Origin of the sequence: Dyadobacter tibetensis Y620-1, from assembly GCF_000566685.1 — a bacterium.
GTDB lineage: Bacteria > Bacteroidota > Bacteroidia > Cytophagales > Spirosomataceae > Dyadobacter > Dyadobacter tibetensis.
Genome location: NZ_AZQN01000005.1, coordinates 239,513 through 253,595 on the forward strand (window position 1 = coordinate 239,513; position 14,083 = coordinate 253,595).

The 14,083-nt window shown below is 44.8% G+C and carries 12 protein-coding genes; 6 read left to right on the forward strand and 6 right to left on the reverse strand.

Translation table 11 applies throughout. From position 1 onward, the window contains the following. Window positions 1-74 precede the first annotated feature (74 nt). Window positions 75-1,055: a hypothetical protein gene (locus X939_RS0115345; protein ID WP_025764171.1), complete on the forward strand. Its 981-nt coding sequence runs from the start codon at window positions 75-77 to the stop codon at window positions 1,053-1,055. A 305-nt stretch (window positions 1,056-1,360) separates the two neighbouring features. On the opposite strand, the gene X939_RS0115350 is transcribed toward X939_RS0115345, so the two are convergent. The 3 genes from X939_RS0115350 to X939_RS0115360 all read right to left on the reverse strand — a co-directional run bounded on the left by X939_RS0115350 (window position 1,361) and on the right by X939_RS0115360 (window position 4,099). After that, the gene (locus X939_RS0115350; RefSeq protein WP_025764172.1) at window positions 1,361-2,362 is read right to left on the reverse strand and encodes a bifunctional heptose 7-phosphate kinase/heptose 1-phosphate adenyltransferase; all 1,002 of its coding nucleotides are present in this window, start codon (window positions 2,360-2,362) and stop codon (window positions 1,361-1,363) included. Window positions 2,363-2,423: 61 nt separating this feature from the next. Next, window positions 2,424-2,852 (reverse strand): GNAT family N-acetyltransferase, encoded by a 429-nt coding sequence (locus X939_RS0115355; RefSeq protein ID WP_044199641.1) that lies wholly within the window; start codon window positions 2,850-2,852, stop codon window positions 2,424-2,426. Beyond that, a complete protein-coding gene (locus X939_RS0115360) occupies window positions 2,849-4,099 on the reverse strand; it encodes a bifunctional 3,4-dihydroxy-2-butanone-4-phosphate synthase/GTP cyclohydrolase II (protein WP_025764174.1) in 1,251 nt (416 codons plus the stop codon). The genes X939_RS0115355 and X939_RS0115360 overlap by 4 nt, the downstream gene beginning before the upstream one ends. Window positions 4,100-4,314: 215 nt before the next feature. On the opposite strand from X939_RS0115360, the gene X939_RS0115365 reads away from it, so the two are divergent. The 3 genes from X939_RS0115365 (at window position 4,315) to X939_RS0115375 (ending at window position 7,925) form a co-directional block, all read left to right on the forward strand. Continuing rightward, window positions 4,315-6,255, forward strand: coding sequence for a T9SS type B sorting domain-containing protein (locus X939_RS0115365; RefSeq protein WP_084299494.1), 1,941 nt, complete (start codon window positions 4,315-4,317; stop codon window positions 6,253-6,255). A 283-nt stretch (window positions 6,256-6,538) separates the two neighbouring features. Next, window positions 6,539-6,886 carry a YbaB/EbfC family nucleoid-associated protein gene (locus tag X939_RS0115370; RefSeq protein ID WP_084299496.1) on the forward strand — a complete coding sequence of 116 codons (348 nt, stop codon included), beginning with the start codon at window positions 6,539-6,541 and terminating at the stop codon, window positions 6,884-6,886. A gap of 10 nt (window positions 6,887-6,896) precedes the next feature. After that, window positions 6,897-7,925 (forward strand): glycosyltransferase family 2 protein, encoded by a 1,029-nt coding sequence (locus X939_RS0115375; protein ID WP_025764177.1) that lies wholly within the window; start codon window positions 6,897-6,899, stop codon window positions 7,923-7,925. Here the strand turns inward: X939_RS0115375 and X939_RS0115380 are convergent. Beyond that, the gene (locus X939_RS0115380; protein WP_025764178.1) at window positions 7,906-8,127 is read right to left on the reverse strand and encodes a PspC domain-containing protein; all 222 of its coding nucleotides are present in this window, start codon (window positions 8,125-8,127) and stop codon (window positions 7,906-7,908) included. The two genes, X939_RS0115375 and X939_RS0115380, sit on opposite strands and share 20 nt — an antisense overlap. Window positions 8,128-8,478: 351 nt before the next feature. Here X939_RS0115380 and X939_RS0115385 point away from each other — a divergent pair, with 351 nt between their 5' ends. Next, on the forward strand, window positions 8,479-8,673 hold the full coding sequence (locus tag X939_RS0115385; RefSeq protein ID WP_025764180.1) for a cold-shock protein: 195 nt from the start codon (window positions 8,479-8,481) through the stop codon (window positions 8,671-8,673). A 67-nt stretch (window positions 8,674-8,740) separates the two neighbouring features. Here the strand turns inward: X939_RS0115385 and lysS are convergent, their stop codons facing one another. Further along, entirely contained in the window at window positions 8,741-10,459 is a 1,719-nt protein-coding gene (lysS, locus tag X939_RS0115390; RefSeq protein WP_025764181.1) for a lysine--tRNA ligase, read from the reverse strand. A gap of 355 nt (window positions 10,460-10,814) precedes the next feature. On the opposite strand from lysS, the gene X939_RS0115395 reads away from it, so the two are divergent. After that, a complete protein-coding gene (locus tag X939_RS0115395) occupies window positions 10,815-13,289 on the forward strand; it encodes an AsmA-like C-terminal region-containing protein (RefSeq protein ID WP_025764182.1) in 2,475 nt (824 codons plus the stop codon). Here X939_RS0115395 and X939_RS0115400 read toward each other — a convergent pair whose 3' ends face one another. Further along, entirely contained in the window at window positions 13,290-14,006 is a 717-nt protein-coding gene (locus tag X939_RS0115400; RefSeq protein ID WP_025764183.1) for a response regulator transcription factor, read from the reverse strand. Between the last annotated feature and the right edge of the window lie 77 nt (window positions 14,007-14,083).

Consider the following 14,083-nt stretch of genomic DNA (forward strand, 5'->3'; position numbering starts at 1 on the left):
TTTATAACTTAATTTGCAACACAATACCCCTTAACTTTGCACGTTTTAATCCCCTAGTTACCCAAACTGATTGTATGCGATTCGGAATCTCACTTATACCGGCACTTTTGATCCTGGCGGCCCTTCCCGTGGAGGCTCAGCACTTTTCCCTAAGCCGATTGTTTTACCCTAATGTTACTCTGAAGGCCGAACATGCAGTTCCTTCACCTATAGGCGACAATACGGAATATGGCCTCACAAAGACCGGGTTTATGGGGATTATCCCTATTCAGAGTGAGGTACAATTAGGCTTAAGTCTCAAGAAAAAGCTAGATCTGCGTGCAGTACATACGGTCATGCTGGCTCAATATAATCAACTTCAACCCACCATAGGGGGAATCGATAATCCTGAAAACGGGTACAAAACACTTTCAGTAGGGATACTACGTATGCAGGCGAGTATAAAAGACAAACTCTGGGTCTATGGGGGTGGTTTGGGTATCACTGAAACCAATGAAACGCTTTTTACGCCTCAACCCTTCCTTTGGGGAGGGGGGGCTCGCATGCATATCCTTGGTCTTAAAACCCAGATCATGTATGGATCCATTCTGGCCTATAATCAAAAAATAAAATTTGTACCCATTTTTGGTGTAAATAAAGGAATAGGCAAACACTGGAGAGTCTCTGCCTTATTGCCTTTTATGGTCAATGCCAATTATAAGGCTACCAAATGGTTTAACGTAGACATGCTGGCGGGGCTGAATGGTTACAGCGGTGGATTTCAGATTCAGACACCAGAAGAGAAACTTTTAAGGCGCGAAAATTATCGCCAGATCAAGCTGGGACTTTCGGCCAATGCCCACCTATTTTCAGTACTTAATGTGTCTGTAGAAGCCGGATTATCTACCTTCCGGCAAGTGCGTACTTTTAATAGTGCCCGGGAAAACTTATCATCATTTACGCCGCAGTCCACTCCCTACATCGGGGCCAGCGTGCGCTATATTACTCATCGATCTAAATTTTCTTCAAAGTTTATCCGGAAAATGGGTTTAGGCCAAACTGGTATTAATTGGTAAGTGTCCAGCCTGTCTCCGGATGAGTGCGGCACCTATTTAAAACATACCCCTGGTCTGTTTTTCACACTTCGACAAGCTCAGTGTGACACGCTCTGTCAGCCTGAGCCTGTCGAAGGCCCCCTGTCTGTTTCTTTAAACTTCGACAAGTTCCGTGTGACACGCTCTGTCAACCTGAGCCTGTCGAAGGCCCCTGGTCTGTTTCTTTACACTTCGACAAGTTCCGTGTGACACGCTCTGTCAGCCTGAGCCTGTCGAAGGCCCCGGAACTTATGTCGAAGACCTAGGAATTTTTGTTGAAGCGGGGACTATTGGCTGGCTGTTACAGCATCAAGTTGTAGCTTTTCTGCCTCCGCGCGCAGCAGGTTCTTGTCAATAGGTACGACGCCAATCATTTCGCAAACCAGTCCGCCCCCCAGATTAGAAATTGCTGCTATGGCTTTCGATGGTAAGCCTAGTGCAACACAACATGCGGCAATGCTAATGACCGTATCGCCAGCTCCCGATACGTCGGTGATCTGACGGAGGTGTGCAGGCAAATGGTGCTGCTCATCCTGGAAGTCAATATATACCCCTCTTTCCGAAAGGGTAATCAGAGCCCCCTCGGCATTTAAAGTTGATTTTAACCGTCGCACCGCCTCGGCGAGTTCAGTGGGATTGTCTACATTAAATTCGATTTTCAACCCTTCCCGCAATTCTTTCAGATTTGGTTTAAAAAGGGTGGTATGCTCATAGGAAAGGAAATTGCGCTTTTTCGGATCTACTACAGTGGGCACCCCATGTGCTCTGGCGAGTGACAGGATGCTGGAGATAGTATTGCTTGTCAATACCCCCTTGTCGTAATCTTCGAAAATAATAACCTGGCAAGAAGGAATCAATTCCGCAGCCTTATCAATGAGCCTTTGTTGCTCTTCTAGTGAAATATCTCTTTCTGTTTCTGTATCGATGCGAACAATTTGTTGGGATCCGGCAATAATTCTTTCCTTAATAGTGGTAATTCTATCCTGACTTCGGATGAGGCCTTCACAATTCAACCCTTTTTCTTTCAAGTTGTTTTCCAAAAGGTCGCCAGGACTGTCTGTGCCTATTACGGAACATACGATGGCTTCTGCTCCCAGGGCCTGTACGTTGAGGAGTACATTGCCTGCCCCGCCCAGGCGGTATTCTCTCCGAGTTACCTGTACTACGGGAACCGGTGCTTCCGGGGAAATGCGGTCGACTTTGCCCCATACATAAGAGTCGAGCATGACATCACCTATAACCAGTACTTTTAATTTGTCAAATGCTTTAAATACCTTTTCGATATCCATGAAAGTGCTTTTTATCGTAAACAGTGCGGTGGGTTCTTTTGATGATTCTACCGTCGGATTGTTATATTTTGTGTGTAAAATGTAGACTAGAAATCTGGAAGCGTTTGTTCAGATAGAGCCGGTGTGCATTGGCTCTTCCTGGATTAACACCTGAGTCCAGATGAACCTCTTTTATATTCTCTCTTCGTGCATAGTCCAGAATCCAGTCAATCAAGGCGCCAGCATGTCCCTTCCCCCTGGCTTCCGGGAGTGTGGTAAGGTCGTCGATATACAGATAGGGTCCTCTAAAAAGGTTGTAGCCCGTTTCGAAAACGGCAACGGAAACAGCTTCGCCATTTTCCTCGATGAAAATGATCTGCCGGCGATCGGCCAAAGTCTGGCGTACCGCATCCATATACATGTCATCTGAAAGCAACGGCCGCAGAGCCTGAATGGCTCTGCGGCATTTCAGGCTATCTGCATCCGTTTTAACTTGCTCAATATTTTTCATCCTTTCGTTGAGGGAAGGGTGAGGTTGGAAAGACTATGACCCAGTTTATCCCGTTTAGTCATCAGATAATTTTCATTATGAGGGTTCGAATCGATTTCAATGGCGACGGTATCAACGATTTCCAGGCCATATCCAATCAATCCGGCACGTTTTTTAGGATTGTTTGTGATAAGTTTTAGCTTGGAAACCTCAAGGTCCCGAAGGATCTGGGCGCCTACGCCATAGTCGCGCTCATCAACGGTAAAGCCCAGTTCCAGATTAGCTTCTACTGTATCACGTCCCATTTCCTGAAGCTTATATGCTTTCAGTTTATTGAGCAGACCGATTCCACGCCCTTCCTGATTCATATATACGATCACACCTTTTCCCGCCTTGTCGATCATATCCATGGCTGCGTGCAGCTGTGGACCGCAATCGCAGCGGCAGGAGCCAAAGATATCGCCTGTTACACATGAAGAATGGACCCGTACGAGCACTTCTTCATCTTTTTCCCATTGCCCCTTTACCAGGGCGAGGTGTAAGGCATTATTGTTAATCTGGCGATAGCAAATCAGCTCGAAATGCCCCCATTGAGTGGGCATGTCTACACCGATTTCCCTTTTTATGAGCGACTCTTTCTTGAGGCGATACTCAATCAGATCCTTAATAGAAACGAGCTTCAACTCTAATTTGTCTGCTATCTGGCGAAGCTGAGGAAGTCTGGCCATAGTGCCATCTTCGTTGAGAATCTCTACCAAAACGCCTGCTGGAGCCATTCCCGCTAATCGAGGGAAGTCTATAGCGGCCTCTGTGTGGCCCGTACGTCGCAGAACACCTCCTGACTTTGCTTTTAAAGGAAAAATATGGCCAGGGCGCCCCAGGTCTTCCGGCTTAGTCTCTGGGTTTACCAGAGCCTGGATGGTATTGGAACGGTCACTGGCAGAGATACCCGTGGTGCAGCCATGCCCCAACAAGTCTACGGAAACGGTGAAAGCCGTTTCGTGAAGGGCAGTATTATTGCCCACCATCATCTCAAGATTCAATTCTTTACAACGCTCTTCGGTAATGGGAACACAGATCAGCCCCCGTCCTTCACGCGCCATAAAATTAACAATCTCGGGAGTAACGGCCTCTGCGGCGCAAATAAAGTCGCCTTCGTTCTCCCGGTCTTCATCATCCACAACAATGATAACCTCGCCATTTTTAATGGCTGTGATGGCCTCTTCAATGCTGTCTAACTTTATCGAATTACTGCTATTATTATCCATTAGTTCGGTAGGTGAAAAATAGTTTCACTGAAACACTCGTTAAAGATGCAAAGTTAAAGCCTTAATATTGAAAAGTTTTAATTTTGACATGGTAATGAAGCAACAAAGCAAAAACCGCTTCGGTTTCAATACAATGGTGATAAAGAAGATGGATTTCAGTCTTGCTAAATGGTCAAGACGAGGATGAAGGTATCTGTTGTTATGGAAAATGAAGAATGAAAATAACCTTACAAATTAATTTAATAATAGGGCTGTTGCTGGGGATGCCAGCTATGGTATGGAGCCAATATTGCCAGCAGACAGGTGGGTTTAGTGTCAGCACCGAGCAGGGCTGCGCTCCCCTGCAGGTAAGGGTTCAGAACGAAGTCGCCGATGCAGTCCATATTAAGTATGCGTACAATTTTGATAACACGAGTGCGGTACCACCTGCAGATGCCACGCTTAGCATAGATGAGACCTATACTTACCAAAATGGTGGACAATACACGATCGTTCAGGTGGGGAGTGCCATGGGTACCGGCTTTAATTATTGTAAAGATATTACCGTACATGAAACGGCCCCTCCCGAAGTTGATTTGGTAACCTGTCCTGACGGACGTGCTCGTATTACTGTCATAAAAAGTGCCGTCACTATGGCCTATGACGGGTTGGAAATAGATTGGGGGGACGGTAGCCCCAAAACCCGGTGGACGGCAGGCAAAACTCCTATAATTGAGCATCGCTATCAAGTAGCTCTTCCCAGCATTACAGTCCGGGGCTGGTATGGAGATGGACGTTGCCAAGGGGCTATAAAGCCCTTGGTGTTCGATAAGAATAAGCCAGCGCCTTCTCTGGAATCCATACGCATACACGCCGTAACTATGGAAAATGATGGCACTGTAAAGCTAAGATTTATGGGTATGGACGGTATTGAAACCTCCGTATGGATGGATCAGGGAAATGGCCTTTTCGCAGATACAGGTATTAAAAAAAGCGGGGGAGGGATGCAGAGCATATCCATTCCGAACCTAGATCCCAGTCGGACATATCGCTTTCGCCTGGCTTCCAAAGATATTTGCCTTAATTTAATTCAAAGCGCTATTGTCAGTACTATGGTATTGAAGGAGGGGACGCTCCTGGTGGACGAAAGCATATCCTTGTTCTGGAATAGTCTGCCTCAGTCCCAGAGGGTGCTCCAATTTAAACTGATACGGGATGGAAAAGAGATCTTCGCCTCTGCCGATAAAACGTCGTATGTGGATAATACGGTCGTTTGTAAACAGGCATACCGTTATGAACTAGTTGCCGTTCTGCAAAATGGAGTCCAATCCAGCTTTCGCTATCTGGAAAGTGTGCCCACAGCTTCGGTTCCCGAAGAGATTGGCTCGGCTTTGGTGTCAGTTGCCAGTTCTGGAGAAGTCCATACCAGTGTGGCACTTTCAGGTGAGGGACTTACCCGTACTTACGATCTTCAAATAGAACGGGCTATAGCCGGAACCTCTAACTATACGCGAGTATCTCCAGATCCTAACCAGAATCTTTCCTATGTTGAAAAGGGTCTGGATACCGATAGCCAGCAATACTGTTATCGATTTATTTACAAAAATTCATGTAATTTATCCAGCCCTCCCAGCGCCCCTATATGCACGGTCTTATTGGGGTCAGAGACAGATGGACTGGTGTGGACGGACTGGCTTCCATTCTTGGAAAATCTAGAAGAATATCACCTGGAAATTATGGATGATTCCGGAAAATTACTTCAGACCATACCAATGGGTAGTTCAAATACCCACCCAATTTCTTTAAGTGACCCATCGGTTGTAGATAATTATTATCGTGTCCGCATCAATGGCTCAGGGAGTATCGGGGCAAGCTTCTCGAATGTGGTAAGGTTCCAGAAGGACCCTATCATACAGATTCCCGATGTTTTTACCCCAAATGGAGACGGTCTGAATGAATCTTTCCAGGTGAAGGTCTATTTTGCTAAAACTTATCAACTGTTTATTTATGATCGATGGGGCTCCTTAGTGCACCAGGGAGAAGGAGATTTGGCTAATTGGGACGGACGCAGCCAAGGGCAGTTACTCGATGAAGGATACTACAGTTATAAACTGGAAGTGCAACGGCACGATGGATCGGCATTTGTTAAAAAGGGCAGCATGCTACTACTAAGATAATACCGTGGTTTTGAAGCCGATTCAATCCCGTCCAAAATACTATGTTGTGGATAAGGAGAGGATTTGGGGAATGAATACCAATCTGATATTGTTAAAAGCATGCAAAGAGCTATTTTAGCACATTATACTGTGCTCTATGTTATCAATAAGTTGAAAAAAGTGGTACTTTTATGCTGCAATATTTTCTGAAAATGGGGTACCGCAAGAGCCTGAGACGCAAGAAAGGGAGGGGTAGGAAATGGGCTTGTTATAATCAATTATAAAACAAAAAAAACGAGAAGCGATGTTTGGAAACATGGGAGATATGATGGGCCTAATGGGCAAAATGAAAGATCTTCAGGAGAATATGAAGGTGGCACAGGAGCAGCTGACTGGCATTGTAGAGACCGCTGAGTCAGGAGGAGGCATGGTAAAAGCCACTGTAAATGGTCAAAAAACACTGGTTAGCCTGGAGATTGACCCAGAGCTGGTTAATCCTGATGACAAGGAAATGCTGCAAGATCTGGTCGTAGCCGCCGTTAACAAGGCACTGGAGAATATCGAACCCAAAATAAAAGATCATTTACAGAAGGCCACGGCCGGAGTGATGCCTAATATACCCGGTTTCGATTTGAGCAGTTTAATGAAATAATTGGTAGTTAATGAGCTCAGGCACCGCAGTAGTAATACTGAATTATAATGGCAGGCATTACCTGGAAAAGTTTCTTCCTACAATCGTAGCAAACTCTGTCGGTTATCCTATCTGGATAGCCGACAATGCGTCTACGGATGAGTCAATGATCTGGCTACAATCCCATTATCCAGAGATACACACGATACAGATTGCCAATAATCTTGGTTACGCGGGAGGCTACAATTATGCCTTGAGCCGAATAGAAGCTAAATATTTTGTCTTGCTCAATTCCGATATTGAGGTTACCGCCAACTGGATAGAGCCGGTGATCGAATTTATGGAATCTGATGAGCAGATTGCCGCATGTCAGCCCAAGATACGGGCTTATGACCTGCCTTCCCATTTCGAATATGCTGGAGCTGCTGGAGGGTATATGGACTATCTGGGCTATCCGTTTTGCCGGGGCAGAATTTTCGATACACGGGAAGAGGACCTGGGGCAATATGATGACGAAGTAGATGTGTTTTGGGCTACGGGTGCTTGTCTATTCCTGAGGGCCGAGGCTTTCCGGCAGGCCAGAGGCTTCGACGAGCGTTTTTTCGCTCATATGGAGGAAATAGACCTCTGTTGGCGACTCCTGAATGCAGGGTATAGGGTGACTTATTCGGGACGGTCTACCGTTTATCATGTAGGGGGCGGTACCCTCCATAAGTCCAACCCGAGGAAAACCTTCCTGAACTACCGCAACAATCTGATAATGCTTTTCAAGAATCTGCCCAAGGGACGGCGTTGGAAGACCATTCTTTATCGTTTGGTACTGGATGGAATTTCTAGTGTGCGGTTTATGGCCACCGGCGCCTGGCCCGATGTATTGGCCATCTTAAGGGCTCACTTCGCCTTTTACTCCATGGTTCCCGCGCTTATCAGAAATGAAAAGCGTACCCGATATAGGGCTCCACTCTATTATAAAAGCGTAGTATGGGAATATTTTATCAATAGCCATCACAAGTTTCCGGAGCTTCCCGGTATACATACGGCTAAAGTTCCCAAACCGTAGGGTTATGGTGACGCCGCCAGTGCTGACGCACCTGCATCCAAAAAGCGAGTATTAGATAGATAATAATAGGGGAGCCGAAGGTCATAAAGGTGGCGTAAATAAAGTACAACCGTATGCTGCTGGCCGGAATTTTGAGCATATCCCCCATATTAGCACAGACACCAAAGATCTGATCCTCTACGAAATACCGAAGCTTATTCATCATCCTTTGGCCATTGCTGACCTCTTTATTAATTGTCTTCATGATAATGTACAATTTATGAGATAAATTCCGTACAATTAAGCAAGAAAGGGCAAAATACCGTTTACTTATAAATATTCAAATTATTACCACAAATAAATTGTTTTCCCAACAATTTTTGTTTCTTTGTGATATAAGAATTTATAATTGCTTCATTACTTTCAAGATGTTCTGGTACAAAATTCCAAAATTTCTATTGTTCATTCCTTAACTTCCCCATCTTCCTTTGGGGATAAAAAGTAATGCCAAAGGATGAGTCAACTATAGATTCTTAGAATATATTCACCTTATTTCATTTTTTATTACACTATTATGCCAACAGGTACTGTAAAATTTTTCAATGAAGCCAAGGGATACGGCTTTATCGTTGAAGACGACACAAACAGGGACATTTTTGTTCACGTGACAGGATTGGGCGGACTCACTATCCGTGAAAATGATCATGTAGAATTTGAAGTGGTCGAAGGTAAGAAGGGCTTGAACGCCGTACAAATTAGAAAACTGTAATCTTTCTTTTGGTCAAATTGAAAACAAAACCGGAAGAGATTCCGGTTTTGTTGATTTAAAGGTATTCCTAGGCAGTGGTCCAATCTTTAACCATTTCTAAGCTAGGCATTTTTTCTTCTATCTTTAGTTTCTTTCGAATACCACCCAGATCGTTGAACACCTTATTAGGGTTCGCAGATTTCAGTTGTTCTATAGTATGAATGTTCAACTTCTGGAGGGCCGGAATCCATACGGCCGGTACACCGGCAGCCAGATAATCGGCGTCCTTAGCCAGCTCTACTTTCTTTTCTGGACGCATCTGGGGGAAAAATATTACTTCCTGTATGCTAGCATTATTGGTGAGCATCATCGTCAATCGGTCGATACCGATACCAATCCCTGATGCAGGGGGCATACCATATTCTAAAGAACGGATAAAGTCTTCGTCCATTTCCATGGCTTCGTCGTCTCCCCGCTCTTTGAGTTTTAGCTGATCTTCGAAACGGGCCTTTTGCTCGATAGGGTCATTCAACTCGGAGTATGCGTTGGCGATTTCCTTACCATTTACAAAAAGTTCGAAACGTTCTACCATTCCCGGTTTGGAGCGATGCTTTTTAGTAAGCGGTGACATCTCTACAGGATGGTCGATAATAAAGGTCGGCTGGATGATATTGGCCTCTACTTTCTCACCGAATATTTCGTCGATCAACTTGCCTTTCCCCATACTTTCGTCGACCTCCATGCCCCATTCGCGGCACTGGGCCCTGATGGCGGCCTCGTCAAGGGTGTCGACATTCAGGCCGGTATATTGAAGGATTGCATCGGTAATACTCAAGCGAGGATATGGGCCGGCGAAGTCGAGCTCTACCGCTCCGAAGTGAGCCTTGGTAGTTCCATTAACGGCCAAAGCAACTTTTTCCAATAACTGCTCGGTCATTTCCATCATCCACAAGTAATCCTGGTAGGCCACATATAATTCCACCGTGGTGAATTCAGGGTTATGGGTACGGTCCATACCTTCATTTCTGAAGAGTTTCCCAAATTCATAAACCCCCTCGAAGCCTCCTACGATGAGTCTCTTCAAATGGAGTTCGGTAGCAATGCGCAGATAAAGGCCCATATCCAGGGCATTATGGTGCGTGGTAAATGGCCGCGCCGCGGCTCCTCCATGGATCGATTGTAGGACAGGGGTTTCTACCTCCAGCCAGCCACGGGTATCAAAATAGGACCGCATGGTACTGATGATGCGAGCTCGTTTGACAAAAATGTCCCGTACCTCCGGATTAACGATCAGGTCGACATACCGCTGGCGATAACGAAGTTCGGGATCGGTAAAGCCATCATGGACTTTCCCATCCTCATCCCGCTTGACGATGGGTAGGGGGCGAAGGGCCTTGTTGAGCAAAGTGAATTCCTGCACATGAACCGAAATCTCACCGGTTTGAGTGGTGAATACAAAACCTTTTACCCCTATTATGTCTCCAATGTCCAGCAGCTTTTTAAAAACGGTATTGTATAAGGTTTTGTCTTCTCCTGGACACAAGTCGTCGCGGCGAAAATAAAGCTGTATACGCCCGGTGCTGTCCTGGAACTCTGCAAAGGCAGCACTGCCCATAATGCGGAATCCCATAAGCCTACCAGCCATACTTACACTCTTGTAATCAATTTTCCGATTTTCGTAGTTCTTACTGATGTCGTCGGCATAGGCGTTGACTGGATAAGCCTCCGCTGGATAGGGCTCTATGCCCATTTTTATCAGATCGTCCCGCTTTTGGCGGCGTAGTATTTCCTGTTCGCTCAGTAACATTTCTATGTATCGCTAGTTTTTTGGCTGTGATCGCTCCCTTATAGGCCTTTTATATATGGCCTGTTTATCAAAAAGAGTCCGCAAAAGTAACATTTTTTGCCTTTAATACCGCAATATCAGGATAGTAGGCCGAGGTGATACACATTTTTTTGGTTTCCAATAGTAGGGGACGTTATCACTGATCATCGGGAAAATCGGCTTTCTGAAAGGATCATCTTTTTGACCCTGGCGGTCTCTTTGCCGAATTCATACGCAAGGTATTCCTGGCTTTGGAATAGTTTTTGATGGAAGGGTTTATTTATTCGGGATATTGCCTTAAGTTTATTGTAATATCTTCTCTTCTATCAACCGCAACATGTTAGGCAGAATTTTAAAAGGCTTAGGGATTGCCTGTCTAGTGGTTATATTCCTGCTGGGAGCCATAGAAGTGTGGGTCCTTAAGAACAGGGAAAAAATATTTCGTGAAATTCAGAATCAGGTTACTCAAAGAATACACGGGGATTTGAAAATTGGAGATTTTAAATTCCGTCCTTTCAATGGGGGGCTAGGGTTGAATTTTACCTTATCGGATGTGCTCCTGACTGATACCCTCTATTTTGAGCATCAGACGCCTATGCTCAAGGCGGATCTAATCCATGTCGCATTGGATTTTAACAGCTTTTACAAGGGAGAAGTCAAAATTAACAACCTCGTTTTTCAGGATGGCGCTCTTCGGATTTTTGTCCGGAACGATGGCTACTCCAATGCCTCAATATTCAAGAAAAACGATGAAGTGGCCGATGGGGAGCAGGATGAGAAAGCCAATTTGCGAGAATTGATTGGGAAATTAAAACGTATACGGTTCCTAAATTTTAAGGCTCAGTTTGCCGATTCGCTCACCGGAAAGCAATATGGGGCCCTCTTTCAGGATGCGGCCAGTGGCCTGATTGCTTCCGACACGGCAGCAGTTGCCACCTTTACTGGTCGGGTACTTTTCGACGGACTGATATTCAAACCCGAGAAGGGAGGGTTCCTTATGAATCAACAAACCAATGTGGCTCTTACAGTCTCCTTTCAAAAGCGAAGTTTCATACTGCTCCCTTCTACGTTAATGACGGCCCATCATGACCGCATTGATATGAAAGGGGAATTCGACCTGAAAGATTCGGTCAAGAAATTTAACATGCATTTTGAGTCGAAGGGCATAGCCGTAGACAACGCCCTGCCCTTGCTGACGCGACGCATACACGATCAGATCGATTCTATCGGAATTAAAACCATGGTGGATACTCAAGTGGATATCGCCGGAAGCTTAGGACCGGAAAAGCCCAATGTAGTGGTGGCATTTCAGACTAAGGCTTTTGATTTTAGTATGCCTTTGGGCACCATCAGGAATGTAAGGGCGGCAGGAACCTTTACCAACCAGGCCGACAGTACTCAACTTCCCAGTGTGGAAAATAGTCGGCTAATATCCAAGGCAGTTAAGGGGCAGTTTAACTCATTGCCCTTCGATTTTAATTTGTCTGTAACAAATTTCAGGAATCCCTATGCCGTATTGGATGGCCACTTTAGGGCGGACTCTATCAATAATCTCGATCAGCTTTTGGATCCTAAGCGCTACCGCATAACCAAGGGAAAGGCCAATATAGAGTTTCATTTCGATGGATTGTTAAAAAAGTTTTTCGATACGGATAAGGAAAAATTTAACGGAAGTCTCTGGGGAACGGCTTCCTTAAAGGATATATCAGTAGACTATTTGCCTAGAGGCGTACACCTTACGAACCTCTCGGGCGATTTTGTATTTAATGAACTTGCTCTGGTATTTCAAAATCTCACTTTCAACGATGGTCAGAATGATTTATTCCTGAAGGGCAGGCTCATCGATTTATTGCCTTATCTTTTTGGCTCCAAGCGACCACTGCAGGCTGTGGTAGATATTGATATTCCGACATGGAAATTAACCTGGATTGAAGCCCTTCTAGCCTCCAATCGGCAGGCCAGGCCCGTACGACGGAAGAAGGTGAAACTCAGCGATGTTTTGGAAGACGTCATAGATAATATGACCATAGCAGCCCAACTCAATTCCAAAAGGATGACTTACAAGCGTTTTGAAGCTAGAAATGTAAAGGGAGACTTTATCGTAAAAGACAACAGTATCATCATCAAAAAATTTCAGATGAATGCCTTTGGGAAAGGGCGCTTCGAAATTTCTGGGGAGCTCGACAATAATAATCCTAAGACTTACCCTAGCATGAAAATGAAAGGGCATCTTTCAAATGCTAATATCAGTTCGGTATTTAGTTCATTTAATAATTTTGGGCAAAAAACAGTTACCAGCGAGAATATAAAGGGCCTGTTGAATGCCGATTTTCAATTTCAGTCTGGGTTGAATAATGAAGCCAGACTGGTGCCCAAATCCATGTATGGGGACATGAAGATCGATTTTCGACAGGGGCATCTTATCAACTTTGAACCCTTTCTCAAGATGAAGCGGTTAATTTTTAAGAGAAGAAATTTCGAAAACGTTCGTTTCGCTCCTCTTATAGGGGAATTTAAAGTCCGTGGAGAAGAAATAGAGGTTCAGCCTATGGAAGTAGAGTCCAACGTGATGACCCTGTTTGTGGATGGGGTTTATAGTTTTGGAAATAAAACCAATATCAACATACAAATACCACTCAGCAATCTCAAGCGTAGAGACTCTACCTATGTGCTCAATCCAAACGATCCAAGCCGCAAGGAAGGGACGAATGTATACCTGAGGGCGGAGGATGATGGGAGTGGAGAAGTAAATATTAAGCTTGCCTTTCGCAAAAAGAAAGACAAGCTTAAGGAGGAAAATTCCGAAAAATAATCAGGAGTTGGCATGTTGGGTGGCAAACATATAGCCCACACCCTTCAAAGTTTTGATATACGTTTCTCCCAGCTTTTCCCGTAACTTTCTGATATGAACATCCACGGTGCGCTCTAGTACGTAGATATCTGCCCCCCAGATTTTCTGCAACAACTCGTCGCGGCTAAAAACTTTATTGGGTGTTTGGGCCAGGAAGAAGAGTAGTTCGAATTCCTTTTTGGGGAGGACAATTGCCGTGGAGCTACCTTGCGTCACCGTATAATTTTTTCTATTGATCGACAGGTCTAATATCTCTATCTGATCACCGGATTCGGCTTTTTGTGCCTCTCTTCTAAACAAGGCATTAATTCGACTCATCAGCGCTCTTGGCTTAATAGGCTTGGTGATGTAGTCGTCGGCGCCTACCTCAAAGGCTGCCACTTCAGAATATTCTTCGGAACGTGCCGTCAGAAATAGAATATAGGTATTCTTTATTTCAGGATTTTGCCGTAAAAGGCGGCCTGTTTCGATGCCATCCATTTGCGGCATCATTATATCGAGTAAGATCAGATCTGGAATGAAGGTCTTCGTGGTCTCGATGGCCTGTTTTCCGTTAGATGCTGTTACGACCGTATAGCCTTCTTTTTCTAGATTGTATTCCAATAATTCAACTATGTCGGAATCGTCATCTACTACCAATACCTTGGGTGCCGAAGTGCTTGATTTTGCCGTGCTCATTTGTGTTTTGGTTTAAAACTGGCTCGAAATTAGTATTTGTGATGCTCACATTATATGGAAACATTCATTTTTAACAA